This is a genomic window from Variovorax sp. 770b2 (assembly GCF_900115685.1).
Classification (GTDB): Bacteria; Pseudomonadota; Gammaproteobacteria; order Burkholderiales; family Burkholderiaceae_C; genus Variovorax.
The window spans coordinates 213,037-236,883 of sequence record NZ_FOXJ01000002.1 but is presented as its reverse complement, the minus strand read 5'-3'; the positions used below and the strand labels follow the sequence as shown (position 1 = coordinate 236,883).

22 protein-coding genes are annotated in these 23,847 nt (G+C 67.0%); 9 read left to right on the top strand and 13 right to left on the bottom strand.

The window, feature by feature from the left end:
- Positions 1–43 precede the first annotated feature (43 nt).
- Together BM133_RS16695 and BM133_RS16690 are read right to left on the bottom strand one after the other, a co-directional pair.
- Complete coding sequence (locus BM133_RS16695) at positions 44–1,531, bottom strand: DUF4178 domain-containing protein (protein WP_093437062.1); 1,488 nt, start codon at positions 1,529–1,531, stop codon at positions 44–46.
- A 139-nt stretch (positions 1,532–1,670) separates the two neighbouring features.
- Positions 1,671–2,729: an SPFH domain-containing protein gene (locus BM133_RS16690; RefSeq protein WP_093435820.1), complete on the bottom strand. Its 1,059-nt coding sequence runs from the start codon at positions 2,727–2,729 to the stop codon at positions 1,671–1,673.
- A gap of 177 nt (positions 2,730–2,906) precedes the next feature.
- Here BM133_RS16690 and BM133_RS16685 point away from each other — a divergent pair, with 177 nt between their 5' ends.
- The 3 genes from BM133_RS16685 to BM133_RS16675 all read left to right on the top strand — a co-directional run bounded on the left by BM133_RS16685 (position 2,907) and on the right by BM133_RS16675 (position 6,327).
- Positions 2,907–5,255 (top strand): NADP-dependent malic enzyme, encoded by a 2,349-nt coding sequence (locus tag BM133_RS16685; protein ID WP_093435817.1) that lies wholly within the window; start codon positions 2,907–2,909, stop codon positions 5,253–5,255.
- Positions 5,256–5,437: 182 nt separating this feature from the next.
- Positions 5,438–5,851 carry a guanyl-specific ribonuclease gene (locus tag BM133_RS16680; RefSeq protein WP_093435815.1) on the top strand — a complete coding sequence of 138 codons (414 nt, stop codon included), beginning with the start codon at positions 5,438–5,440 and terminating at the stop codon, positions 5,849–5,851.
- A 50-nt stretch (positions 5,852–5,901) separates the two neighbouring features.
- Positions 5,902–6,327, top strand: coding sequence for a barstar family protein (locus tag BM133_RS16675; RefSeq protein WP_086011111.1), 426 nt, complete (start codon positions 5,902–5,904; stop codon positions 6,325–6,327).
- 43 nt (positions 6,328–6,370) lie between these two features.
- Here BM133_RS16675 and BM133_RS35165 read toward each other — a convergent pair whose 3' ends face one another.
- The 4 genes from BM133_RS35165 to BM133_RS16660 are packed head-to-tail and all read right to left on the bottom strand — an operon-like array spanning position 6,371 to position 11,416.
- Positions 6,371–6,604 (bottom strand): hypothetical protein, encoded by a 234-nt coding sequence (locus BM133_RS35165; protein WP_177224858.1) that lies wholly within the window; start codon positions 6,602–6,604, stop codon positions 6,371–6,373.
- Complete coding sequence (gene rsmA, locus BM133_RS16670) at positions 6,601–7,365, bottom strand: 16S rRNA (adenine(1518)-N(6)/adenine(1519)-N(6))-dimethyltransferase RsmA (RefSeq protein ID WP_093435813.1); 765 nt, start codon at positions 7,363–7,365, stop codon at positions 6,601–6,603. The genes BM133_RS35165 and rsmA overlap by 4 nt, the downstream gene beginning before the upstream one ends.
- A gap of 4 nt (positions 7,366–7,369) precedes the next feature.
- The gene (locus BM133_RS16665) at positions 7,370–8,779 is read right to left on the bottom strand and encodes a peptidylprolyl isomerase (protein WP_093435810.1); all 1,410 of its coding nucleotides are present in this window, start codon (positions 8,777–8,779) and stop codon (positions 7,370–7,372) included.
- Positions 8,780–8,800: 21 nt separating this feature from the next.
- Positions 8,801–11,416 carry an LPS-assembly protein LptD gene (locus BM133_RS16660; protein WP_093435807.1) on the bottom strand — a complete coding sequence of 872 codons (2,616 nt, stop codon included), beginning with the start codon at positions 11,414–11,416 and terminating at the stop codon, positions 8,801–8,803.
- 237 nt (positions 11,417–11,653) lie between these two features.
- Between BM133_RS16660 and BM133_RS16655 the strand changes: the two genes are divergently transcribed.
- The 4 genes from BM133_RS16655 (at position 11,654) to BM133_RS16640 (ending at position 15,648) form a co-directional block, all read left to right on the top strand.
- Positions 11,654–12,832: an aminoglycoside phosphotransferase family protein gene (locus BM133_RS16655; RefSeq protein ID WP_093435804.1), complete on the top strand. Its 1,179-nt coding sequence runs from the start codon at positions 11,654–11,656 to the stop codon at positions 12,830–12,832.
- Positions 12,833–12,902: 70 nt separating this feature from the next.
- Entirely contained in the window at positions 12,903–13,643 is a 741-nt protein-coding gene (locus BM133_RS16650; RefSeq protein WP_093435801.1) for a 16S rRNA (uracil(1498)-N(3))-methyltransferase, read from the top strand.
- Between the two features lie 88 nt (positions 13,644–13,731).
- Complete coding sequence (locus BM133_RS16645; protein WP_093435798.1) at positions 13,732–15,087, top strand: M20/M25/M40 family metallo-hydrolase; 1,356 nt, start codon at positions 13,732–13,734, stop codon at positions 15,085–15,087.
- 99 nt (positions 15,088–15,186) lie between these two features.
- Positions 15,187–15,648, top strand: a complete 462-nt coding sequence (locus tag BM133_RS16640) for a YidB family protein (protein WP_198785438.1) — start codon at positions 15,187–15,189, stop codon at positions 15,646–15,648.
- A 69-nt stretch (positions 15,649–15,717) separates the two neighbouring features.
- Here BM133_RS16640 and BM133_RS16635 read toward each other — a convergent pair whose 3' ends face one another.
- The gene (locus BM133_RS16635) at positions 15,718–16,572 is read right to left on the bottom strand and encodes an alpha/beta hydrolase (RefSeq protein WP_093435793.1); all 855 of its coding nucleotides are present in this window, start codon (positions 16,570–16,572) and stop codon (positions 15,718–15,720) included.
- A gap of 304 nt (positions 16,573–16,876) precedes the next feature.
- On the bottom strand, positions 16,877–18,388 hold the full coding sequence (locus tag BM133_RS16630; RefSeq protein WP_093435790.1) for a M20 family metallopeptidase: 1,512 nt from the start codon (positions 18,386–18,388) through the stop codon (positions 16,877–16,879).
- Positions 18,389–18,479: 91 nt separating this feature from the next.
- Here BM133_RS16630 and BM133_RS16625 point away from each other — a divergent pair, with 91 nt between their 5' ends.
- The gene (locus BM133_RS16625) at positions 18,480–19,274 is read left to right on the top strand and encodes a DUF72 domain-containing protein (RefSeq protein WP_093435787.1); all 795 of its coding nucleotides are present in this window, start codon (positions 18,480–18,482) and stop codon (positions 19,272–19,274) included.
- Here the strand turns inward: BM133_RS16625 and BM133_RS16620 are convergent.
- A complete protein-coding gene (locus tag BM133_RS16620; protein WP_093435783.1) occupies positions 19,271–19,792 on the bottom strand; it encodes a bactofilin family protein in 522 nt (173 codons plus the stop codon). The two genes, BM133_RS16625 and BM133_RS16620, sit on opposite strands and share 4 nt — an antisense overlap.
- 167 nt (positions 19,793–19,959) lie before the next feature.
- On the opposite strand from BM133_RS16620, the gene BM133_RS16615 reads away from it, so the two are divergent.
- A complete protein-coding gene (locus BM133_RS16615; protein ID WP_371286344.1) occupies positions 19,960–20,856 on the top strand; it encodes an ion transporter in 897 nt (298 codons plus the stop codon).
- Here BM133_RS16615 and BM133_RS16610 read toward each other — a convergent pair.
- The 4 genes from BM133_RS16610 to BM133_RS16595 all read right to left on the bottom strand — a co-directional run bounded on the left by BM133_RS16610 (position 20,801) and on the right by BM133_RS16595 (position 23,842).
- Complete coding sequence (locus BM133_RS16610) at positions 20,801–21,388, bottom strand: IMPACT family protein (RefSeq protein ID WP_093435778.1); 588 nt, start codon at positions 21,386–21,388, stop codon at positions 20,801–20,803. The genes BM133_RS16615 and BM133_RS16610 overlap by 56 nt on opposite strands.
- A gap of 23 nt (positions 21,389–21,411) precedes the next feature.
- Positions 21,412–21,999 carry a methionine biosynthesis protein MetW gene (metW, locus tag BM133_RS16605; RefSeq protein WP_093435775.1) on the bottom strand — a complete coding sequence of 196 codons (588 nt, stop codon included), beginning with the start codon at positions 21,997–21,999 and terminating at the stop codon, positions 21,412–21,414.
- Positions 21,996–23,153: a homoserine O-succinyltransferase MetX gene (locus BM133_RS16600; RefSeq protein WP_093435773.1), complete on the bottom strand. Its 1,158-nt coding sequence runs from the start codon at positions 23,151–23,153 to the stop codon at positions 21,996–21,998. The genes metW and BM133_RS16600 overlap by 4 nt, the downstream gene beginning before the upstream one ends.
- 125 nt (positions 23,154–23,278) lie before the next feature.
- A complete protein-coding gene (locus tag BM133_RS16595; RefSeq protein WP_093435770.1) occupies positions 23,279–23,842 on the bottom strand; it encodes a TMEM165/GDT1 family protein in 564 nt (187 codons plus the stop codon).
- Positions 23,843–23,847 lie beyond the last annotated feature (5 nt).

Sequence of the window (23,847 nt, the reverse complement as noted above, 5' to 3'; positions counted from 1 at the left end):
GCAGTAGTAAGAAGTGAAATTGCGATGGGCGAAAGCATCTTCGTCATTTGTGGCCGCCACCGCTCGAATACCCCCCGTACGAGCCGCCCGAACTGCGGTAGCCGCTCGAGGAGCCGCCACGGCCGCTGCAGGTGCTCAGGATGATCAGCAGGATGATGATGACGACGATGATGAGGATGATCGTGCCGCAGCCCATGCCCGAGGCGGCGCTCACGGGCAGCGCGTCGCCGCGCTTGAACATGTCCTTCTTGGCATCGAGCTTGAAGGCGGTCGCGACCACGCCGCTGTCCAGCTTGATGCCCGACGACCAGGTGAGCTCGTTGGTCGAGCGCTCCATCGACAGCAGTGCCGGGCCGCTGGCGAAGTCGCGGTTGAAGGTCTTCTGCCCGCGCTCGACCTGCCAGTAGAACTCTCCCGCCACGTAGGTGGTCTCGGCGTTGTAGGCGTACTGCTGCTGGTAGCGCTTGCTCAGATATGTGGCGGTGCTGCCGTTCTCGGCCATCACCGGCGCGCCGGTGGTCGGCTTGACCATGCTCCAGCCGTCCTCGGCATCGACCAGGAAGCTGAAGCCGCGCTTCTGGTTGTAGAGCAGGTACTCGTCCCAGCCGAACATCTCGTCGTCGCCCGGCTCCACGCCCATGCGGTGCTGGAAGCCCACCACCTGCCACTGGGCGCCCTGCAACTGGCCCATGGCACCCAGCGCGATGAGCGGGCGCACCGGCTCGTCCTGCGCCGCGTGCTTGAGCTCGCCGCCGATGCCCTGCGACAGATCGATGATGCTGTTGCACGAACGGCAGGTGATGCTCTTGCTGTCGGCCAGGTTGACGGTGACCGGCGAGCCGCAGTTCGGGCAGTTGAAGCTGCGGCCCTTTTCGTCCTTGGCCGACTCCTCGCGCAGGCCGGAGAGCTGCAGATCCTCGAGTTGCACCGAGCGGCCGAGGTAGGCGCTGGGCTTGGCGGTGCCGTAGTCGATGCTGAGCACCAGCCCCTTGTCGTTGCGCAGCTCGACCATCGCGAACGGCCGGCCGAGATCGGGCAGGTGCGGCAGCTCGCCCTGCGCGGAGGTGAGCGCAACCTGCTCGTTCGAGGTGACGGTGTAGCTCTGGCCGGCGAAGGCGCTGGTGGCGCCCACGCGCAGGTCGACCGACGGCGGCGCGGTGCGCTGCAGATCGAAGGGCAGCGCGAAGACGTAGGCGCCGTTGTCCTCGCTGAGGATCGCGGTGCGGTCGTCGTCGAGCGCGGCGATCCATTCGGTCCAGCGGCCACCGGGGTAGGTGTATTGCAGCCGGCCGATCAGCGTGAAGGGCTTGTCCTGGATGCGGCCCGAGGCGAACAGCTGCAGCGGGCTGAAGTCGTCGAACAGCTCGGCCATCTTGCCGGTGCGCGCGAGCGTCTCGCCCTGGCGCACGACGGTGCTCTGGCAGTAGGGACAGACCGCGTGCGTCGACTGCGCCGAGCGGAATTCGACCGGCGCGCCGCAGCCGGGGCAGGGGGCGCGGTAATAGCGCTGGTTGCCGGTTTCCTCAGCCATGGCAATCCACGGCAACGGCAACAGCGGCGGCAGCGACTGCAGCTATGGGGAATGCCGTGGAACCGGCTGCGCCAGGCCACGGGCATTGCCCCCTGCAAGGGGGAAGGAGAAGCGACACGAAGTGCGCGAAGCCTGGGGGTTAGACCAACTTCTTGAGCAGGTCTGCCTTCTTGGCGTCGAACTCTTCTTGCGTGAGGATGCCCTTGGTCTTGAGCTCGCCGAGCTTCTCGAGCGTGGTCATCACGTCGGCGGGGCTCACCACGGCCACGGCGGGCTGGGACGCTGCCGTGGCGGTGGCCGCAGCGGCTGCGGCCGCGTTCGGGCTCAGGCCCTGTGCGAGGTTCTGCGCCAGCACCTGGCCGAGCGCCACGCCGGCGCCCAGGCCCATCGCATCGCCCGCGATGCCGCCGCCGTTGGCCGCGCCTTCGGCGAACTTGGGGATCGCCTGCGCCGTCTGGTACTGCATGAACTTGCCCATGTCGTTGCCGACCATGCCCATGCCGATCTTCTGGTCGAGGATCTTCTGCAGCTCTTCGGGCAGCGAGACGTTCTGGACGGTGATGTTCTCCAGCTTGATGCCGATCTTCTCGAACTCGGGCACGAGCTGCGCGGCGAGCGCCTGCGCGAACTGGATCTGGTTGGCCGCGAGGTCCAGGAAGGGAACGCCGCTGGACGCGATGGCGTTGCTGATGTTCTGCAGCACCAGGCCGCGCAGCTGGCCGTCCAGGTCGGCCACGCTGTAGATGTCGCGCGTGCCGGAGATCTCGGTATGGAACAGCTTGGCATCGCCGATGCGGAAGCTGTAGTTGCCGAAGGCCCGCAGGCGCACGGCGCCGAAATCCTTGTCGCGGATCGTGATCGGCTGGGGCGTGCCCCACTTCTGGTCGACCTGCTGGCGGGTGCTGAAGAAGTAGACGTCGCTCTTGAAGGGCGATTCGAAGAGCTTGTCCCAGTTCTTCAGGTACGTGAGCACGGGCAGCGTCTGCGTCGTGAGCTTGTACATGCCGGGGCCGAAGACGTCGGCCACCTTGCCTTCGTTGACGAAGACGGCCACCTGCGATTCGCGAACGGTGAGCGAGGCGCCGTTCTGGATTTCCATCTCGGCCATCGGGAACCGCCAGGCCAGCGTGCCATCGCCGGTCTCGGTCCACTGGATGATGTCGATGAACTGTTTCTTGATGAAATCCATCAGGGCCATGGTTGCTCCTCTACAGGTTTTTTCAGGTTTTGTCCGAGCCGTGCATATTGCCACATCGCCTTGACAGCGCCCCGTGCTTTTGGTCATGCCTCGCACCGGCCATGCGGCGTATGGCTTTACGAACCGAGGTCTACAATCGGCGCCCCCAGAAGAAGCGCCACCAGGAGCTACAGGCACATGTCCGATTCGACCCCTTCGACTTCATCGACTCCCACGCCCGAAGACAAACGCGCCGAGTTGCGCCGTGCCGCCCTCGAGTACCACGAGTTTCCCGTCCCCGGCAAGATCGCCATCGCGGCGACCAAGCAGATGGTCAACCAGCGCGACCTGTCGCTGGCCTACTCGCCCGGCGTGGCGGCGCCCTGCGAGGAAATCGTCAAGGACCCGCTGAACGCCTTCAAGTACACCTCGCGCGGCAACCTCGTGGGCGTCATCAGCAACGGCACCGCGGTGCTCGGCCTGGGCGACATCGGCGCGCTGGCTTCCAAGCCGGTGATGGAAGGCAAGGGCGTTCTCTTCAAGAAGTTTGCCGGCGTCGACGTGTTCGACATCGAGATCGACGAGAAGGACCCGGTCAAGCTGGTGGAGATCATCGCTTCGCTGGAGCCCACCTTCGGCGCCATCAACCTGGAAGACATCAAGGCCCCGGACTGCTTCTACGTGGAGCGCGAACTGCGCAAGCGCATGAAGATCCCGGTGTTCCACGACGACCAGCACGGCACGGCGATCACCGTGGCGGCAGCCATGGTCAACGGCCTGAAGGTGGCCGGAAAGAACATCGCCGACATCAAGCTGGTCACCTCGGGCGCGGGCGCCGCGGCGCTGGCCTGCCTGAACCTGCTGCTCAAGGTGGGCCTCAAACGCGAGAACGTGTTCGTCACCGACCTGGCCGGCGTGGTCTACGAAGGCCGCGAAGAGCTGATGGACGACGACAAGCGCCAGTACATGCAAAAGACAGAGCTGCGCAAGCTCGCGCAAGTGATCGTCGGTGCCGACGTGTTCCTGGGCCTGTCGGCCGGCGGCGTGCTCAAGCCCGAGATGGTCGCCAGCATGGCGGCCAAGCCGGTGATCTTCGCGCTGGCCAACCCGAACCCCGAGATCGCCCCCGAAGACGCGCACGCAGTGCGCCCCGACGTGATCATGGCCACGGGCCGCACCGATTATCCGAACCAGGTCAACAACGTCCTGTGCTTCCCGTACATCTTCCGCGGCGCGCTCGATTCGGGCGCGACCACGATCACCGACGAGATGGAAATCGCCGCGGTGCACGCGATTGCCGACCTGGCCCAGGCCGAACAGAGCGAGCGCGTTGCCGCCGCCTACGTCGGTGAAAAACTGTCGTTCGGCCCCGAATACCTCATTCCGAAGCCCTTCGATCCGCGTCTCATGATGAAGATCGCGCCGGCGGTGGCCAAGGCGGCCGAGGAAAGCGGTGTGGCGACGCGTCCGATCAAGGACATGGACGCCTACCGCGACAAGCTGCAGAACTTCGTCTATGCCTCGGGCACGACGATGAAGCCGATCTTCGAAGCGGCCCGCCGGGCGCAGAAAAAGCGCGTGGCGTACTGCGAAGGCGAGGAAGAACGCGTGCTGCGCGCCGCGCAGATCGTGGTCGACGAAGGCATCGCGCGCCCGACGCTGATCGGCCGCCCGGCCGTCATCGCGCAGCGCATCGAGAAATTCGGCCTGCGCCTGAAGGAAGAGCTGGACTACGACATCGTCAACGTCGAGCAGGACCACCGCTACCGCGACTTCTGGCAGACCTACCACCGCATGACCGAGCGCAAGGGCCAGACGGTGCAGACCGCCAAGATCGAGATGCGCCGCCGCCTCACGCTGATCGGCGCGATGCTGCTGCACAAGGACGAGGTCGACGGCATGATCTGCGGCACCTGGGGCACCACGCTGATCCACCTGCACTACATCGACCAGGTGATCGGCAAGCGCCCCGGCGGCTGCGAGAGCACCCCGCAGGACGTGCCGGTGTACGCCTGCATGAACGGCCTCCTGCTGCCCGACCGCCAGGTGTTCCTGGTCGACACGCACGTCAACTACGACCCCTCGCCCGAGGAGCTGGCCGAGATCACGACGATGGCGGCCGAGGAAATGATGCGTTTCGGCCTGAAGCCCAAGGCGGCGCTGCTGTCGCATTCGAACTTCGGCACCAGCAACGAACCCAGCGCCATCAAGATGCGCAAGACGCTCGACCTCTTGCGCGTGCAGGCGCCCTGGCTCGAAGTGGACGGCGAAATGCACGGCGACGTGGCCCTGGACAGCAAGCAGCGTGCGGTCGTCATGCCGCACAGCGCGCTGGCGGGCGACGCCAATCTGTTGGTTTTTCCGAACATCGACGCCGCCAATATTTCGTACAACCTGCTCAAAACTGCAGCAGGCGGCAACATCGCCATCGGCCCTGTCCTGCTCGGTGCGGCCAAACCTGTGCACATTCTCACGGCCAGCGCGACTGTTCGGCGCATCGTGAACATGACAGCCTTGACAGTGGCTGACGCAAACGCAGAGAGATAGGCCATTCGGCGAAAGTGGACGCTGACTTAGTGGGCCACTTCCGCCTCTCGCGACTGCTCAAACTTTGGGCAGTCGCTTGCTATTTTCGCCAGCGTGGTGCACACTCGCGGGCTTGAATTTGCGGGTTAACCCCGAGGTTGAGCGCAATTCGAACCCCCCGCTCTTTTCTCTTGTGGTGTCCCATGGCGGCTTACGCCTCGATCACGTCCTCTGTCTCCAAGTTTGCGCTCACCAGCCTGATGCTGTTGGCGTTGACGACCGGGGCCGAGGCTCGCGGATGGTTCGGCGCAGGAAAAACGTCCGTTGAGGAATCGATTGCACTGACCGATCTTCCGGTCCAGGGCCAGCGAACCTATCAGGCCATCTTGAACGGTGGTCCCTTCCGGTACGAAAAGGACGGCACTGTATTTGGCAATCGCGAGCGTCTCCTGCCGCCGGCACGGCGCGGCCACTACCGCGAGTACACGGTGACGACACCGGGCGCTCGCAACCGGGGTGCCCAGCGAATCATCTGCGGTGGCGAGCAGCGCACGACCCCCGAGGCCTGCTGGTACACGGCAGACCACTATGCAAGTTTCAGACGGATTGCGCCATGAGCGATGAAAACGACCTGAGCGGCGCCCCCAAGCGCCCCGAAGAAATGATGATGACTATGGAAAGACCAGCGGAGATGACCTTATCCCTTCGTGCCGTACGCCCGAACATCGTGCAATCGATCCGCGCGTTCCGCGTGAACGACCTGCAGGACGCCGCCAACGCGGCCGGCCAGCACTTCCTGTACGCAAACCTGGGCAACGCCCAGACCAAGCAGGACGTGCTCGACCTGATCGCCCAGCAGTTCACCTTCCCGGCGCACTTCGGCAAGAACTTCGACGCGCTGTACGACTGCATGACCGACCCGTTGCATAAATCGGGCCCGCAGCCAGGTTTTGTCATCGTGCTCGAACAGATCCCGGCCAACGCCAAGTTCGACAAGGAAGCGCGCGAGCAGCTGCTCGACATCTTCCGGGACGCTTCGGATTACTGGGGCGACCGCAAGGTCCCCTTCCGGTGCTTCTATTCTTTTCTGTAGCCCGTTCTGCATCTACCAGCCAAGCAGAACGGGCGAACGAGGCTCAGCCGAACGCTGAAACCCTCGATGGCATCGAAGTGAACCCCAACGCCGCCGCAACGGCCGCCGCCAGCACCGAGCCGGCGGGCGAAAAAATGCCGACCGACAAACTGGTCGACGTGTCGCCCCTGGCATTGCGCATGAGCAGCCCCTTCAACGCGGGGTACTGGCTGGCCGCCGCGTAATCGCAGCAACCCGCCCCCATGAAAAAAGCCCGTCGTCGACGGGCTTTTTTCATGGGGGAACGGCCTGGGCCAGTGCAACGTATTCGGCCACCGGCACTTCCTCGGCGCGCCGCTGGGGATCGAACTCTCCCTGGAAGCCGTGCGTCTCCAGCCATTTGCCCAGCGTATGCCGCAGGATCTTGCGGCGCTGGCTGAAGGCCACCTGCACGATCTCGCCCAGCCGCGCCGCATCCACTGCCGGCGGCTGCGCCAGCGGCACCATGCGGACCACGGCGCTGTCCACGCGCGGCGGCGGCTCGAAGCTCTCGGGCGGCACGAACAGCACGTTCTGCATCTCGTAGCGCCACTGCAGCATCACGCTCAGGCGGCTGTAGTCCGAGGTGGCGGGCCTGGCCACCATGCGGTCGATCACTTCCTTTTGCAGCATGAAGTGCTGGTCCGCGATCAGGTGGGCAAAGCCCAGCAGATGGAACAGGATCGGCGTGGAGATGTTGTAGGGCAGGTTGCCCACCACGCGCAGCGGCTTCGGCTCGGCCTTGGCCGCGAGCTCTGCGAAGTCCACCTTCAGCACATCGGACTCGATGACCTCCAGCTGCGGGTGCTCGCGCAGCCGCTTGGCCAGGTCCCGGTCGAGCTCGATGACCGTCAGGCGTCCGAGCCGTTCGACCAGCGGCTGCGTCAGCGCCGCGAGCCCTGGCCCGATCTCGACCATCGCATCGCCGGGCTGCGGCGCGATCTCCTGCACGATCGCATCGATGATTCCGCCGTCGGACAGGAAATGCTGCCCGAACCGCTTCCTGGCGATGTGTGCCATCGGATCAGGACTGCGGCGGGTCGCGGTATTCCACGTAGGCGCGTGCGCGCACTTCCTGCACCCAGGTGGTGAAGGCTTCCTCGACGCGCTGTTCGCGCAGCACGTTGCGCGCGGCTTCGCGCTGCTCGGTCTGGGTCAGCTTGGAATCGCGGCGGCCGACCACCTGGATCAGGTGCACGCCGAAGCGCGACACGACAGGGTCGCTGATCTGGCCTGGCGACAGCCGGTCCATGGCTTCCTCGAACTCGGGCACGAACTGGCCGGGGCGCGACCAGCCGAGGTCGCCGCCTTCCTTGGCACTCGCGTCCTGCGAGTTGTCTCGCGCAAGACCCGCGAAGTCGGCCGTGCCGGCCTGCACGCGGCGCTTGAATTCCGCCAGTTGCGCCACCGCCTGCGCCGTGGTGCGCTTGGGGTCGTTGAGCAGCAGGATGTGGCGCACCTGGGTCTGCGTGACGGTCGCGTCCAGCGATCCGATCTGCGCCTTGGCCAGCACCTTGAGCACATGGAAGCCGGCGCTGGAGCGAACCGGCCCGGCGATGCCGTTCAGCCCCGTCGATTGCACGGCGTCCACGAACAGCGGCGGGTAGCGGTCGGAGGAGCGCATGCCGATGGCGCCGCCGTTTTCGCGGTCGGGCGAATCGGAGTTCTCGCGCACCAGCTTGGCGAAGTCCTCGCCCGAACGGGCGCGCTCGGCGATGCCCTGCGCCTTCTTCTGCGCGGCGGCCACCTGGGCGTCCGTGGCGTTCTCGGGCAGGGCGACGAGCACCTGCGCGAGATTGAGGTTCTGAAAGGCCGCATTCTTGGTGGTCGAGTTGCGCTGGTCGCGCAGGTACTCGTCGGCCTCGGTGTCGCTGATCTTGACCTTCGACTCGACTTCGCGGTCGCGCAGGCGCGTGAGCAGGAGCTGGTCGCGCAGGTCGCTGCGGAAATCGGCCAGCGCGATGCCTTCGGCAGCCACGCGGCGGCGCAGCTCGACCAGGCTGATTTCGTTCTGGCGTGCCACGGTCTGCTCGGCCTGGTCGATCGCCACGTCGTCGACCTTGATGCCGCCTTCCTTGGCCAGCTGCAGCTGGGCGCGCTCGACGATCAGGCGCTCGAGCACCAGGCGCGCGAGCTCGCCGCGCGGCACGCGTTCCGCATCGGGGTTCTCCTTGAGCAGGCGCGTCACCCGCGACTGCACGTCGGTGTTGGTGATCGGCTCGGAGTTGACCAGCGCGACGATGAATTCAGCCGCCCGCTGCACGGGTGCCGCCGACGGCGCGGCAGGGGCCCGCTGCACCGGCGGAGGACCCAGGCGCGGACCGGCGCGCATGATGTCCGTGATGCCGCTGCCAGAGCGAAAGCCCTGCGCACCCGACGTTGCGGCCATTGCCGCGAGGCAGCCCAGGGTGATGATGGAACGGATGTGTTTCATGGCGTTGCTCAGTCAGTCGTCTCAGTCGTAGTTGGTGAAGCGGCTCGGCGCCTCGCCAGGTTGGCGCAGGGGTTCGTAGCGCTGGATGTTCTGCCGCAGCGCCTGCATCGGGCTCGAGCCGATGCTGGAGAAGCCGACAAATTCGAGCTGGAACATGATGCGGGTGTTGGCCGTCACCTGGCCGGTGGTGATGCGCTGCAGCACCACGCGCCCGATCCAGCAGCAGCCGTCGTACTCGAAACCGAGCACGCCGTCCGTGAGTTTCTTGTCCTGCAGGTCGTAGTTGAGACGGCCCACCGCGTACCAGCGGCCACCGCCCTGGCCCTTGCCCGGGCCCAGGTTCTTGCCCTTGTCGCCCCACAGGTCGTTGAGCGGCCATTGCCAGCCCACGTCGATCGACTTGTTGCCGTCGTTGACCGCGGTGGTGTTCGGATTGGCCAGCAGCGCCGCCTGGTACGCCGCGCTCGGGGCCTGGTAGCGGAACGCCACGCTCAGGTTGTGGTACGGCTCGGGGTTGTAGCGCGCGCTCAGCGCCGCGCGGGTCGAGCGGCGCGTGTCGGGGTTGTACTGCACGAGCGCGTCGGTGCTCCACTTGGGCGTCCAGTTGATCTGGCCGCCGACGAGGAAGTCGCTCGCGCGGTCGGTCACCGGCAGGCCGCCAGGGAGCACGACCTTCTGGTCCGCAAAGCGCAGCCGCTGCGCGATGCCGATGCGTGCCGCCTCGACGCCGGTCGAGGGGTCGATCAGGCGGGAGGTCACGCCCATCGTGAGCGCGTTGGTGTCCGAGATGCGGTCGCTGCCCGAGAAGGCGTTCTCGGTGTAGATGGTCGCAAAGCTGAAGTCGTTGGCCGCCGAGTCGTAGTTCGGCAGCATGCTCTGGTTGCGGTACGGCGTGTAGACGTAGTACGCGCGCGGCTCCAGCGTCTGGCGGAAGGCGCGCCCGAAGTAGCTCGCGTCGCGCTCGAAGATCAGGCCGCTGTCCAGGCTGAAGGTCGGCACCGTCCGGTTGGACGAGGTTGGGAAAAAGTACAGCGAATTCGGGTTGTACGGCACGCCGTTGACGTACTGGACACCGTTGATCGTGAGCTTGGGGATGTCCGCCTGCGGCTGGTAGTAGCTGTAGCTGGCAGTGTTCAGCTGCAGTTTTGGAATGACGAACGAACTCGGCGTGATGAACGGCCGGCTGATCGCAAGGTTCGCCATGGCGCGATCGCCATCGGGCTGCGACTGCTGGATGAGGTCGAAGCCGGGCTGGCCGCTCAGGATCGTGTTGACCCGAAAGCGCGTGTAGTCGAGGTTCAGCGCAACGTCGAAGCCGTGCCAGTCGTACTTGTTGTAGTTGGCCGTGATCTGCGGCATGCGGTCGTACGAGGGCACGATCGGCGACAGGTTGTACTGCAGCGTCTGGTAGCGCAGCGTGCGGATCGCGCCGCTCCAGTCGTCCTTGCTCCAGTTGAGCGAGGCCTCGTTGGGCAGCTGGCGCTGCGCCAGCGTGGGCGTGCGCGTGAAGTCGCGCCAGTAGTCGTTGTCGCTGACGCGGTTGATGTTGATGTTGGCCGACAGCGAATCCAGGCCGAGCGCCTTGGCGTCGAAATCCTGGTGGTGGTTCGCCCAGATGCCCCAGCGCTTGGTGCTGCCGGGCGGCGCGGTCAGGTCCTTGGCCTGGATTTCTCCATTGGCCAACTGCTGCAGTTGCGAGGCGCGCAATTCGTTGTAGCGCTGGCCCACCAGGCGGTCGGCGCCCATCAGGTCCAGGCGGATGCTGCCGGTGTATTCCTTCTCCATGTACCGGAACTCGGTGCCCAGGTTCAGGCCGCGCTTGCTCATGATCGTGGGCGTGATCGTGGCGTCGCGGTTGGGCGCGATGTTCCAGTAGTACGGCTGCGAGATCTCGATGCCGTTGGTGTTGTCCACGCCGATGGTGGGCGGCAGGAGGCCGCTCTTGCGCGCGTTGGACAGCGGGAAACTCACGCTCGGGATCGGCGGCGTGCTGATGCCCATGAAGCTCAGGCGCGCGTTGGTGGCGACGCCCTCATTCTCTTCGGTGTCGGTGGTGATCGTGGCCGCGGTCAGCAGCCACGCCGGCATCCAGCCCGGGAAGTCTTCGCGGCGGCAGGTGGTGTAGGTGGCGCGCCGGGCGATCGAGACGTTGGCGTCGACGAAATCGATGCGCTCCGCATCGCCGTGGCCGCCGTTCGCCAGGAACCGGTAGCGCACGTTGTTGAAGAAGCCCTCGAAGGTCTCCAGCTTGAGCTCGAGCTCGGGCCCCTCGTACACGTTGCCGGCCTGGTTGACCCGCACGTTGCCCTTGGCCTTGGCGCGGTCGTCGGGCTGGTAGTACTCCAGGCGGTCGGCGGTGATGGCGACCGGGCCGCGCCTGAGCGTCGCATTGCCTTCGACCACCGTCTCCAGGTCGGGGCGGCCGGACATGCGGTCGCCGGTGACCAGGCTGGGCAGTTGGCCGCGCTCGGTGGGCGGGATGATTTCGGTGAGCAGCGGCGTGCGCTTGAGCGTGAGCGGGCCATCAAGGCCGCCCGCGGGCTGCGCGAAGGCGCCGTGCGCCTGGAGCAGCGCCAGCGACAGCATGGCCAGCTTCAGCGGCGGGCTGGCGCGTCGCAGGGCAACACGTCGGCTCATCAAGCCTCCTGCCAGGCCGTTCCGAGGAAGGCCCGCGGCCCCCCCGAGGAGAGCAGCGAGCGCACAAGGTGCCAAGCGTGAGGGCTTTGGGTCGTAGGCATCGGTTCGGAACGAAAGATCGTCGGGGAGACGGCGCGGCAGGCCGGCGGGTTGCAGGGGCCGGCAGCAACCTCTGTTCGATCGGTGGCCGACCGGAAGGGGTTGCCGCGCCAGGCGGATTTGTAGAATCGATTATCCATGACAGCACCCCCGCCCCCGGCCTCATTGGCCCCACGCCCCGCCGAGGCCCTTCTCTGGACAGATCCGCAGCGCGCCGAAGTGTTCCGGGGCTGGCTGTCGGGCATTGCCGTCGCACAGCATCTTCTGCCCGACACCGTGCGCCTGGCCTCGGCCGATGCGAGCTTTCGCCGCTACTTGCGCGTGGACACCCGCATCCCCGGCACGCCGACGCGCATCGTGATGGACGCCCCACCGGACAAGGAGAACAGCGACCCCTTCGTGCAGGTGGCCGGGCTCATGGCCGAGGCCGGCGTCACCGCGCCTCAGGTGCTCGAATGGGACCGCCTGAATGGCTTCATGCTGCTGGACGACCTGGGCCGCCAGACCATGCTCGATGTGATCGACCCCGCCCAGCCCGATGCCAGCCGCCCGCTCTACGACCAGGCCATCGACGCGCTCATCCGCTGGCAGCTGGCCTCCAAACCCGGCGTGCTGCCGCCCTACGACCGGGCGCTCCTGGAGCGCGAACTGGCGCTCTTTCCCGAGTGGTACATCGGCCGCCACCGCGGCGTGGCCATCGACGGCAAGCTGAAGGAGCGGCTCGAACGCAGCTTCAAGCTGATCGTCCAGAGCAACCTGGCGTCGCCCAGCGTCTACGTGCACCGCGACTTCATGCCGCGCAACTTGATGATGAGTGTGGCCCCCACGCTCGGCACTGGCGTGTCCTCGCTGCCCCCCGAGGGGGCGCTCGCCGCCTTGGGGCGGCCCGGTGACGGCTCGGGCACCACGCTGGGCGTGCTCGACTTCCAAGACGCCGTCTACGGCCCGATCACCTACGACATCGCCAGCCTGATGCGCGACGCCTTCCTCAGCTGGGACGAGGAATTCGTGCTCGACGTCACCGTGCGCTACTGGCAGGCGGCGCGCAAGGCGGGGCTTCCGGTGGACGAGGATTTCGGCGCTTTCTATCGCGCCGTCGAATGGATGGGCTTGCAGCGCCACCTGAAGGTCGCCGGCATCTTCGCGCGCCTCACGCTGCGCGACGGCAAGCCCCGGTATCTGGCCGACACGCCGCGCTTCATCGCCTACATCCGCGCCACCGCCAGCCGCTACATGGAGCTCACGCCGCTCGTGCGGGTGATCGACGAGGTCGAGGGCACCTCCGCGCTCACGGGCTTTGCCTACGGCCGGGTCTGAAGCGAAATTCATAAAAAACCGCCCGGGATGCCCGCACCACAGCTGCGTTCCTTGCTCCATATTTCATAGCATGCCCCGTTTCCACTGCTCCGTGCCGCTGAGCGCCGGCGCCGCTTTCGCGTTGCCGCCCGGTGCCGCGCGCCACGTGCAGGTGCTGCGGATGCAGCCCGGCGACGCGCTCACCCTGTTCGACGGCGCGGGCGGCCAGTACGAGGCCACGATCGAGCGCATGGGCCGCAGCGACGTCTCGGTGACGGTCGGCGCCCATCACCCGGTCGAGCGCGAGGCGGCGCGCGCGGTGCACCTGGCCGTCGGCATGCCGGCCAACGAGCGCATGGACTGGCTGGTCGAGAAGGCCACCGAGCTGGGCGTCGCGAGCATCCAGCCGCTGGCGACGGCCCACGGCGTGCTGCGTCTTTCGGGCGAGCGCGCCGAGAAGAAACGGGCGCACTGGGAGGCCATCGCCATCGCGGCGTGCGAGCAGTGCGGCCGCAATCGCGTGCCGGTGATTCACCCGGTGCGGTCGTTCTCGGGCAATTCGGGATGGATCGATGCGCAGGGCGAAGGCGGCGCTGCGGCGCGCTTCGTGCTGAGCCTGGCCGAGGGCACGCAGGGCATTGCCGCAGCCGTTGCGGCACACGCCCCCGACCACCGCGACGTGCGCGTGCTGAGCGGCCCCGAAGGCGGCCTCAGCGCGGCCGAGGAGCAGGAGGCCATCGCCTGCGGCTTCGCGCCGGTCACGCTCGGCTCGCGCGTGCTGCGCGCCGAGACCGCGGCGCTCGCGGCCCTGGTGTTGCTCGGCGGCGCCTAGGGGGTGTTTTCCGCGACGCGCGCGCGGGCAGGCTGCGGAAGAATGGGTACCTCACCCGTTCATCACGACAAAGAAGGACCCTCCGCCCATGTCCCGTTCGCTGCGTCTCGCGCCTTTTGCCCCTCTCTTTCTCGCCGCGCTGTGCGCCGCCCACGGCGTCCATGCCCAGAGCAACGCCGTCGCGCCCACGCCGGCGCAGGTCAGCCCTGAAGTCGACAGGACCTACACCCAGCTGATGGCATCGCCCGCGATCCAGAAGCTGCTGGACGCGGTCAAGGCCGACCACGAGCGCGCCGTCGAAGACCTGAGGATGCTGACCGAGATCGAAGCCCCGCCCTTCAAGGAGCAAAAGCGTGCCGAAGCCTTCCTCGCACGCATGAAGGCCCTGGGCCTGGCCGACGCGAAGATCGACGCCGAAGGCAACGTCGTCGGCCTCCGCAAGGGCGTGGGCAATGGCCCGAAGCTCTTGATCTCCGCGCACCTGGATACGGTGTTCCCCGCCGGCACCGACGTGAAGGTGAAGGAGCGCGACGGCCGGCTCCACGCGCCGGGCATCGCGGACGACACGCGCGGCCTCACGGTGCTGCTGTCGTGGCTCAAGGTGCTCAACGACAACAAGGTGCAGACGGCGGGCGACCTCCTGATCGTCGGCAACGTCGGCGAGGAAGAACTGGGCAACCTGCGCGGCATCAAGGCGATCTTTCGCGATCACCTGGACATCGACGGCATGGTCGGGCTGGAGCCTTCGCCCGACGGCCACGTGCTGGTGCTGGGCACCGCGAGCCATCGCTACGAGGTCAACTTCAAGGGCCCGGGCGGCCACAGCTTCGGTGCGTTCGGGCAGGTGCCCAGCGCCATCCACGGCATGGGCCGCGCGATCGCCAAGATCGCCGACGTGCGCACGCCGGGCTTTCCCAAGACCACCTTCACCGTCGGCACCGTGGGCGGCGGCACCTCGGTCAACACCATCGCGCCGGATGCGCGCATGGCCGTCGACATCCGCTCGGACGACATGGCCTCGCTGCTGGAGACCGAGAAGAAGATCCTCGCGGCCATCGACGAAGCGGTGGTGGAAGAGAACAAGCGCTGGAACGTCGCCACGCTGAGCGCGAGCCACAAGCTGATCGGCGACCGGCCCGGCGGACGCACCCCGACCGACTCGGTGATCGTCGAGGCCGCCACGCGCTCGAACACCGCCTTCGGCCACAAGACGCTGCTGCGCGGTGGCAGCACCGATGCCAACGTGCCGATCTCACTGGGCATTCCGGCCATCATCATCGGGGGCGGCGGCAAGTCCTCCGGTTCCCATGCGTTGAGTGAGTCGATCGACGTGACAGATGCATGGAAAGGCGCGCAGAATTCGCTCGTGACCGTGCTCGGGCTCGTGGGCGTGCAGGGGGTCACCCCCGCATTGCTGCCCAAACGCCCGGCACGTACCAAGTAATTTGTCACGTTGCAAGTTCGAAAGTGGGCGCTTCACTTACGGCTTGCGGTCCGTCACACGGAAAATGCGACGGTTCTGTCACACACCAAGGAAATGACCATGGGATTGCTCGATTCGGTGCTCGGTCAAGTGCTCGGAGGCGCTGGCCAACAGCAGCAACCGCAAGGCGGAGGCATCGGGGGATTGGGAGATCTCGGCGGCCTGGCCGGCGCGCTGGGTGGCCTGCTCGCCAACAACGGCGGTCAAGGCGGCCTGGGAGGCCTGGTCTCGAAGTTCGAACAGGCCGGCATGGGCGATGTCATCGGCTCGTGGATCGGCAAGGGGGACAACCAGCCGGTGTCGGGCGACCAGCTGCAAAACGCGCTCGGTGGCGACACCATCGCGAACATTGCGGCCAAGCTCGGCATCAATGCGCAAACGCTGCTGCCCATGCTTGCCACCATGCTGCCGGCCCTCATCGACCAGCTCACGCCCCACGGCAAGGTGCCGGACCAGGGCCTGGGCAACCATGACGACCTGCTGGGTTCGCTCAGCGGCTTGCTGCAAGGCAAGCAGTCCTGAACGAGGCCTGCCTCATCAGAATTCCGGCGCCCGCGAGGGCGCTTTTTTTTTGCCCCGGCCAGCCTTGTGTCAGTTCAGCGGAAAGCGCTCGTCCAGCCAGTGCTGCAGCGCGGCGAACACCGGCTCGGCGTCCAGCTCGTTGAAGATCTCGTGGTACAGAGTCTCGAAGCACTGCGCCTCGACCATGCCGCTGGGCGCCGCGGCAGCAGCGAATGCGCGGCTCGCGGCAGGCTTCACGAGCCGGTCGTCGCCCGCGTAGATCAGCAGCGTGGGCACCGGCCAGCGCGCCGCCGCCTGCTGCACCATGGCGCCTTCGTAGGCGAGGAAGCGCGCGAGCCGGCTGCCAACGCGGTCGTGCGTGAGCGGATCGTCGCGGTAGGCCTGCACCACGGCGCGGTCGTGCGAAAGAAAGTTGTCGTCCAGCCCGTTGCCCACGCGCAGGTTCGGCGCGATGCGCGGCAGCACCGCGAGGAGGGCCTTCTGAAACCCACTCAAGCCCGGATCGAGCCCCGGCGACGAGAGCACCAGGCCATCGACAGGCCGCACACCGCGCGCCACCAAGCTGGCCGCGACCAGCCCACCGAGGCTGTGCCCCAGCAGCACGACCGGCACGCCGGGGTTCTCGCGGCGCGCATCGTCGATCACCAGCGAGAGGTCGTCGACCAGCCGCAGTTCGCTGGGCAGGCCGCCCCGTGCGCCGGAGGATTCACCATGGCCGTGATGGTCGTGCGCCCAGACCGCGAAGCCCCATTCGTGCAGCCGCTTGGCAAGCCCGTGGTAGCGCCCCGCATGCTCGCCCAGCCCGTGCACCACGACCACGACGGCGCGGGGCGTCCCGGCAACGGGCAGCCGGCGCAGGGCCAGCGTCTGGCCGTCCGGGGTGGACAGCGGCACGCGCTGCGGCAACGGCAGCGCGGCGCTCATTGGCGCACCCTTGGCGCTGCGCGCCTTCCCGCCAGGCGGGAGCGAGCTTGCTTGGGGCGGCCCGGCGCGGCGTTCATTGGTGCACCCTTGGCGCTGCGCGCCTTCCCGCCAGGCGGGAGCGAGCTTGCTTGGGGCGGCCCGGCGCGGCGTTCATTGGTGCACCCTTGGCGCTGCGCGCCTTCCCGCCAAGCGGGAGCGAGCTTGCTTGGGGCGGCCCGGCGCGGCGCTCATTGGTACACCCTTGGCGCTGCGCGCCTTCCCGCCACGCGGGAGCGAGCTTGCTTGGGGCGGCCTGGCGCGACGCTCAAGCGGCCGCCGGCTCCGCAGAGGCGGCGCGGTGCGCGACCGGCAAAGCCGCAATCACCTCGGCCACGGCGGCCGTGAGCTTCTTGGCGTAGGGCACGTGCAGGAACTCGTTGGGCCCGTGCGCATTGCTCTTCGGGCCCAGGACGCCGCAGACCATCATCTGCGCCTTGGGGAAGCCGGCGCTCAACATGTTCATGAGCGGGATCGTGCCGCCCTGGCCGATGTAGCCGCAGGACGCGCCGAAGTGCGCCTGCGAGGCCTTGTTGAGCGCGTCTTCGAACCAGGGCGTGATCGTCGGTGCGTTCCAGCCGGTGGCGCCGCCGTTGCTCTCGAAGGTGACGCGCGCCTGGTAGGGCGCGTTGTCTTCCAGCAGCGCCTTGAGCTTCTGCACCGACTCGGCCGCATCGACCAGCGGCGGCAGGCGCAGCGAGAGCTTGAAGGCGGTGTAGGGGCGCAGCACGTTGCCCGCGTCCTTCAGTGCCGGAAAGCCTTCGGCGCCGGTGACCGACAGCGTGGGCTTCCAGGTGCGGTTGAGCAGCGCCTCCACCGGATCGGTGGTGGTCGGCAGCGCGAACATGGTCGAGCCGCCGCAGTCGTAGTGCGCCCACGGGAAGCGCTTGTAGACCTCTTCGCCGAGGATCGCGGCGGTGGCCTTGGCTTGCGCGAGGCGGTCGGCCGGCACTTCGCAGTGGAAGCTCGCGGGCAAGAGGCGCCCGGTGGCGCTGTCTTCGAGACGGTCGAGCACCTGCCGCATGATGCGAAAGCTGGAGGGCACGAGGCCGGAGGCGTCGCCCGAGTGGATGCCTTCGGTCAGCACCTCGACCTTGAGCGTGCCGCTGGCCATGCCGCGCAGCGACGTGGTGAGCCACAGCTGGTCGTAGTTGCCGGCGCCGGAGTCCAGGCAGATCACCAGCTCGACGTTGCCCAGGCGCGGACGCAGCGCATCGACATACGGCAGCAGGTCGTAGGAGCCGCTTTCCTCGCAGGTCTCGATCAGCCCGACGATGCGCGGATGCGCCACGCCTTGTGCCTTGAGCGCCTGCAGCGCGGCAACGCTCGCGTACACCGCATAGCCGTCGTCGGCGCCGCCGCGGCCGTAGAGCAGGCCGTTCTCGTACTTGGGCGTCCAGGGGCCGAGGTCGTTGCGCCAGCCGGTGAATTCGGGTTGCTTGTCCAGGTGGCCGTACATCAGCACGGTCTCGCCCATGTCGGTGCCGGTGGCCGGCACTTCGAAGAACAGCACCGGGGTGCGGCCATCCAGGCGAACGATCTCCAGCTTCAGGCCTTCGACCTTCTGGGCCTCGACCCAGGCGGCCGCGTTGCGCAGCACGGTCTCCAGGTGGCCGTGGGCCGACCAGTCCTTGTCGAAGCCGGGCGACTTGGCCGGGATGGCGATGTAGTCGGTGAGTTGCCTGACGATGTCGCCGTCCCACTGGGCGGTGACATCGGAGAGGGCGCGCGTCGCGTCGAGCGTGCCGGCAGGCATTTCGCGGTGCAGGGGGGCGTTCATCGGTGGGTTCTCCGCGTGGGACGAAAAATCGCATTTTGCGCCTCGCGGCGAGCGCGCGTAGAGTGCGGGCGATCTCAACCCGGAGCGCAATGTGAGCAAGGCAACATCGACTCGGACCAAGGTGAATATCAAGGTGGGCATAGGCGGCTGGACCTACGAGCCCTGGCGCGACAACTTCTATCCCAAGGGGCTCGCGCAGGCCAAGGAACTGAACTACGCGAGCCGCCACGTGAGCGCCATCGAGATCAACGGCACCTACTACAGCACCTTCAAGCCCGAGACCTTCCGCAAGTGGCACGACGAGGCGCCGGAAGAGTTCGTGTTTTCGATGAAGGCTTCGCGCTTCACCACCAACCGCAAGGTGCTGGCGACCGCGGGCGAGTCGATCCAGCGCTTCATCGACAGCGGCGTCGGCGAACTGGGCGACAAGCTCGGGCCGATCGTCTGGCAGTTCATGCCGACCAAGCAGTTCGATGCGGAAGACTTCGAGGCGTTTCTGGAACTGCTGCCGAAGAAGGACGGCAGCCGCGTGCTGCGCCATGTGATGGACGTGCGGCACGAGAGCTTCATCACGCCCGCGTACAAGGCGCTCGCCAGGAAGCACAAGGTGTCGACCGTGTTCACCGACGCGGACAAATTCCCGTCGTTCGAGGAGCCCGAGGGCGACGTCGCCTATGCGCGGCTCATGATGGCCGACGCGAAGCTCAAGACGGGTTACGGACCGAAGGCGCTCGATACCTGGGCCGAGCGGGCCGAGGGCTGGACCGAATCGCCGAAGAAGCGTGACGTGTTCGTCTACTTCATCAATGGCGCCAAGGAAAGAGCACCGGCCGCGGCCGGTGCATTGCTGGAGCGCCTGGGGTGGAAGCCCCCCGTGGAGGCTTAGGCCGCGGCCTGGAGCGACGGCTTGGCGCCGAAGCTGATCTCGCCGGAAAGCTGGCCGCCTTCCTCGATCACGATCTTGCCGTAGCGGATCTTGCCGGTGACCTTGCCGGTCGAATGGATCACGAGCTTCTCGCGCACCGTGAGGTTGCCGTCGAAGATGCCGCGGATCTCGGCGATGTCGATTTCGGCCGAGCCCTTGAACTCGCCCTGCTCGGCGATCTGCATCAGGCGCGAGTCCATGGTCGCTTCGACCAGGCCTTCGACCACGAGCGTGTCGCAATCGGTGATCTCGACACCCTTCAACTTGATGTTGGGGCCGACGGTGAGCTTGCTGCCGCCTTCCTTGACGGCGGGTGCTGCCGCCGCGGCGGCCAGGCCGCCTTGCTGCGCGGTCAACGAGGAGGGATTGACGGGCGTGCCCGACAGATTGGTGCCCGAACCAACGAGCGGTGCGGGGCGGGATGTCAACGAGTCGGTCTCACGATCGCGCTTGCCGAAGAATGGGGACTGTGTAGCCAATGGGGAGCTCCTCAAGAAAGGGACTATCGTAAGAACGCACTTACGGCGTGCCGCACTTCATTGCGCAAGAGGCGTAACCGAATAAGACGATGCGCCTCGACAATGGCACGACAGTAGACCCTAATCCACGGAAGATGACGACCCCCTTGCAAAGCACCGCCGCATCCATGGTCCATTCGGTGGCTGATCCGGCCGTCGGCGACGCCCGCTTCGGCAAGCCTGCAAAAGGCTGGCGGCGCGCGCTGTTCTCGGTGATCTTCGAATCGGAGTCGCGGCTGGGCCGCCTGTTCGACCTGATCCTCATCGCGGTGATCGTGACCAGCGTGGTGGTCGTGATCCTGGACAGCGTGCAGTCGATCCACCAGCAGGCAGGCCATGTGTTCGGCGTGCTCGAGTGGGTCTTCACCGGGCTCTTCACGCTGGAGTACATCGGGCGCCTGGCCTGCGTGAAGCGACCCTTGCGCTATGCCACCAGCTTCTACGGCGTGATCGACCTGCTCGCGCTGCTGCCGACATTTCTGGTGGCGCTCGCGCCGGAGTTCGCCTACCTGATCGACGTGCGCATCCTGCGGCTCCTGCGCGTGTTCCGCATCTTCAAGCTGTCGCGCTACTCGGTGGAGTACCGCGCGCTGGTGTCGGCCGTGGCGGCGAGCCGGCGCAAGATCACCGTGTTCGTGGGCTTCGTGATGCTGGTGGTGCTGGTGATGGGCACGCTGATGTATGTGGTCGAGGGGCCGGTGCACGGCTTCACGAGCATTCCGGTGGCGATCTACTGGGCCATCTCGACGATGGCCACGGTGGGCTTCGGCGACCTCGTGCCCAAGACCGACCTGGGCCGCGCGATCGCCTCGGTGATGATGCTGCTGGGCTGGGGCGTGCTGGCCGTGCCCACGGGCATCGTGACCGCCGAGATGGCGAGGCGCGGGCCCGACGACGAGGTGGTGCCGGTGGCCGCGCGCGGCATTCTCTCGATGACGCCCCCGCCGCCCGCCGTACCGCCGCGGCGGCTTACTCCCGCTGCCAGACGACGCGCCCTTGCGCAGCATCGTCGAGACGGGCGATGAAGGCATTCGCCTCGGGGTCGGGCAGCGTGAAGGCGAAGCGCACGTCGTCGGCGTGCTGTACCGAATCGAGCACCGCGCCCACTGCGGCCATCTCGCGCCGCACCAGGCCTTCGAGCGCGTAGGGCACGGCGCACCGGAGGCTCCGCTGCCGCACCAGCGGCACGAGCGTGGCGCCGAGCAGCGCCTGCGCGATGGCATCGGTGTAGGCGCGCACCAGGCCGCCTGCGCCCAGCTTCACGCCGCCGAAGTAGCGCACCACGGTCGCGAGCGCGCCTTCGATCTCTTGATGGCGCAGCACCTCCAGCATGGGACGGCCCGCAGTGCCGCCTGGCTCGCCGTCGTCGTTGGCGGCCGACTGTCCGCCGGCCATCAGCGCCCAGCACACATGCGCGGCCGCAGGGTGTTCTGCGCGCAGCGAGGCGACGACGGCCAGAGCTGCGGCCCGGTCGGCCACCGGCTGCACGCAGCCGATGAAGCGGCTCTTCTTGATGACCAGCTCGCTGCGAACCGGCGCTGCCAGCGTGAAGCTCATCCGGTTGCGCTCCGGCGCGGTGTTCAGCCGCCCCGCTCGAACTTGAAGACCGCGGTGCTGGCGCGCGCGTTGGGCAGCCAGCGCACATCGCGCCCATCCTGCAGGCCGAACGCGTCGAGCACGCGCAGGTTGTTCTTGCCGGCCAGCACCTCGAAGTCCTTGAAGGTGCCCACGCGGATGTTGGGCGTGTCGTACCACTGGTAGGGCAGGCGGCGCGTCACGGGCATGCGGCCGCGCGCCACGCTCAGGCGGTTGGGCCAGTGCGCAAAATTGGGGAAGGCCACGATGCCGATGCGGCCGACGCGGGCGGTCTCGCGCAGCATCACCTCGGCATTGCGCAGGTGCTGCAGGGTGTCGATCTGCAGCACCACGTCGAACGAGGCGTCGTCGAACATCGCGAGGCCTTCGTCCAGGTTCAGCTGGATCACATCGACGCCGCGGCGGATGCACTGCAGCACGTTGCCGTCGGCGATCTCCACGCCGTAGCCGCTGCAGCCGCGCTCGCGCTGCAGGAGGTCGAGCAGGGCGCCGTCGCCGCAGCCCAGGTCGAGCACACGCGCGCCTTCGGGCACCAGTGCGGCGATCAATTTCTGGTTGTCGAGGTCGCTCATTGGATTTCCTTCGCGACGCGTTCGAAGTAGGAGCGCACCACGCCGATGTAGCGCACGTCGTCCAGCAGGAAGGCGTCGTGGCCGTGCGGTGCGTCGATCTCGGCGTAGCTCACGTTGCGGCGGTTGTCCAGCAGCGCCTTCACCAACTCGCGGCTGCGTGCGGGCGAGAAACGCCAGTCGGTCTTGAAGCTCACGAGCAGGAACTTGGCGGTCGCCTTCGCGAGCGCTGTGCTCAGTTGGCCGCCGTGGCTGCGCGCGGGGTCGAAGTAGTCGAGCGCGCGGGTGATCAGGAGGTAGGTGTTGGCGTCGAAGTACTCGCTGAACTTGTCGCCCTGGTAGCGCAGGTAGCTCTCGATCTGGAACTCGACGTCCTGCGTGGAATAGCGGTAGTCGAGGCTTGCCGCTTCGCCTTCGACGGCGCTGCGCAGGATGCGCCCGAACTTCTCGTTCATCACGTCGTCGCTCAGGTACGTGATGTGACCGATCATCCGCGCGATGCGCAGGCCCCGCTTGGGGATCACGCCGTGTTCGTAGAAGTGGCCGCCGTGGAAGTCGGGGTCGGTCACGATGGCGCGGCGCGCCACTTCGTTGAAGGCGATGTTCTCGGCCGTGAGGTTGGGCGCGCTGGCCACCACCACGGCGTGGCGCACGCGGTCGGGGTATTGCAGCGTCCACGACAGCGCCTGCATGCCGCCGAGGCTGCCGCCCATCACGGCGGCGAGCGTCCGGATGCCCAGCGCATCGAGCAGCACGGCCTGCGCATCGACCCAGTCTTCGACGGTGACCACCGGGAAGTCGGCGCCGTAGACGCGGCCGGTGGCGGCGTTGACGTGCATCGGGCCGGTCGAGCCGAAGCAGGAGCCCAGGTTGTTGACGCCGATCACGAAGAAGCGGTCGGTGTCGACGGGCTTGCCCGGGCCGACCATGTTGTCCCACCAGCCCTCGGAGCGGGCCTGGCCCTCGTAGACGCCCGCCACGTGGTGCGAGGCGTTCAGCGCGTGGCAGACCAGCACCGCGTTGCTGCGGTCGGCATTGAGCGTGCCGTAGGTTTCGTAGGCGAGCGTGTAGTCGCTGATCGACGCGCCGCTGCGCAGGGCCAGCGGGCCTGCGAACTGCATCGACTGCGGACTGACGACCAAAGGAGGTGACGACATGAATGAAAAAACCCGGCCTCGCCAAAAACGAGCCGGGTTCGGCAGCCGTCTTTAGCAGAATTTATAAAGCGCCCGCAAGCTGAAGCAAATCGGCGCAGGCGGCAGTATATCGCCCTGTCGGATTCCTACCAGCCAACGATCATCACGATGCCTAGCACCAGGAAGATCGCGGCCGAGATGCCGTGCACGAGCTTGATCGGCACGCGCTTGACGATCTTCTCGCCCAGCCAGACGACCGGCGCATTGGCCAGCATCATCCCGAGCGTGGTGCCGGCGACGACCCAGAAATAGTCCTGCGTGAAGCGAGCGGCGAGCATGACGGTGGCGATCTGGGTCTTATCGCCCATCTCGGCCAGGAAGAACGCGACGAGCGTGGTGCCGAAGACGCCGAAGTGCGAGGCGCCGGGGGCGTCGTCATCGTCGAGCTTGTCGGGAATCAGCATCCAGGCGGCCATCGCGATGAAGGAGCCGCCAAGAATCCAGCGCAGCATCTCGGGGCCGAGCCAGCGCGTGATGTAGTTGCCTACCGCCCCTGCCAGGGCGTGGTTGACGATGGTGGCGGCGAAGATGCCGAGGACGATCGGCCAGGGTTTCCTGAAACGGGCCGCGAGAAGAAGGGCCAGGAGTTGGGTCTTGTCGCCCATTTCGGCGAGCGCAACGACGCCCGTTGCTACGAGAAAAGCTTCCATGATGA

Bases quoted from the DNA above. Each gene is read 5' to 3' on its own strand.
- BM133_RS16695 (WP_093437062.1), bottom strand. From the start codon at position 1,531: ATGGCTGAGGAAACCGGCAACCAGCGCTATTACCGCGCCCCCTGCCCC.
- BM133_RS16690 (WP_093435820.1), bottom strand. From the start codon at position 2,729: ATGGCCCTGATGGATTTCATCAAGAAACAGTTCATCGACATCATCCAG.
- BM133_RS16685 (WP_093435817.1), top strand. From the start codon at position 2,907: ATGTCCGATTCGACCCCTTCGACTTCATCGACTCCCACGCCCGAAGAC.
- BM133_RS16680 (WP_093435815.1), top strand. From the start codon at position 5,438: ATGGCGGCTTACGCCTCGATCACGTCCTCTGTCTCCAAGTTTGCGCTC.
- BM133_RS16675 (WP_086011111.1), top strand. From the start codon at position 5,902: ATGACTATGGAAAGACCAGCGGAGATGACCTTATCCCTTCGTGCCGTA.
- BM133_RS35165 (WP_177224858.1), bottom strand. From the start codon at position 6,604: ATGAAAAAAGCCCGTCGACGACGGGCTTTTTTCATGGGGGCGGGTTGC.
- rsmA (WP_093435813.1), bottom strand. From the start codon at position 7,365: ATGGCACACATCGCCAGGAAGCGGTTCGGGCAGCATTTCCTGTCCGAC.
- BM133_RS16665 (WP_093435810.1), bottom strand. From the start codon at position 8,779: ATGAAACACATCCGTTCCATCATCACCCTGGGCTGCCTCGCGGCAATG.
- BM133_RS16660 (WP_093435807.1), bottom strand. From the start codon at position 11,416: ATGAGCCGACGTGTTGCCCTGCGACGCGCCAGCCCGCCGCTGAAGCTG.
- BM133_RS16655 (WP_093435804.1), top strand. From the start codon at position 11,654: ATGACAGCACCCCCGCCCCCGGCCTCATTGGCCCCACGCCCCGCCGAG.
- BM133_RS16650 (WP_093435801.1), top strand. From the start codon at position 12,903: ATGCCCCGTTTCCACTGCTCCGTGCCGCTGAGCGCCGGCGCCGCTTTC.
- BM133_RS16645 (WP_093435798.1), top strand. From the start codon at position 13,732: ATGTCCCGTTCGCTGCGTCTCGCGCCTTTTGCCCCTCTCTTTCTCGCC.
- BM133_RS16640 (WP_198785438.1), top strand. From the start codon at position 15,187: ATGGGATTGCTCGATTCGGTGCTCGGTCAAGTGCTCGGAGGCGCTGGC.
- BM133_RS16635 (WP_093435793.1), bottom strand. From the start codon at position 16,572: ATGAGCGCCGCGCTGCCGTTGCCGCAGCGCGTGCCGCTGTCCACCCCG.
- BM133_RS16630 (WP_093435790.1), bottom strand. From the start codon at position 18,388: ATGAACGCCCCCCTGCACCGCGAAATGCCTGCCGGCACGCTCGACGCG.
- BM133_RS16615 (WP_371286344.1), top strand. From the start codon at position 19,960: ATGGTCCATTCGGTGGCTGATCCGGCCGTCGGCGACGCCCGCTTCGGC.
- BM133_RS16610 (WP_093435778.1), bottom strand. From the start codon at position 21,388: ATGAGCTTCACGCTGGCAGCGCCGGTTCGCAGCGAGCTGGTCATCAAG.
- metW (WP_093435775.1), bottom strand. From the start codon at position 21,999: ATGAGCGACCTCGACAACCAGAAATTGATCGCCGCACTGGTGCCCGAA.
- BM133_RS16600 (WP_093435773.1), bottom strand. From the start codon at position 23,153: ATGTCGTCACCTCCTTTGGTCGTCAGTCCGCAGTCGATGCAGTTCGCA.
- BM133_RS16595 (WP_093435770.1), bottom strand. From the start codon at position 23,842: ATGGAAGCTTTTCTCGTAGCAACGGGCGTCGTTGCGCTCGCCGAAATG.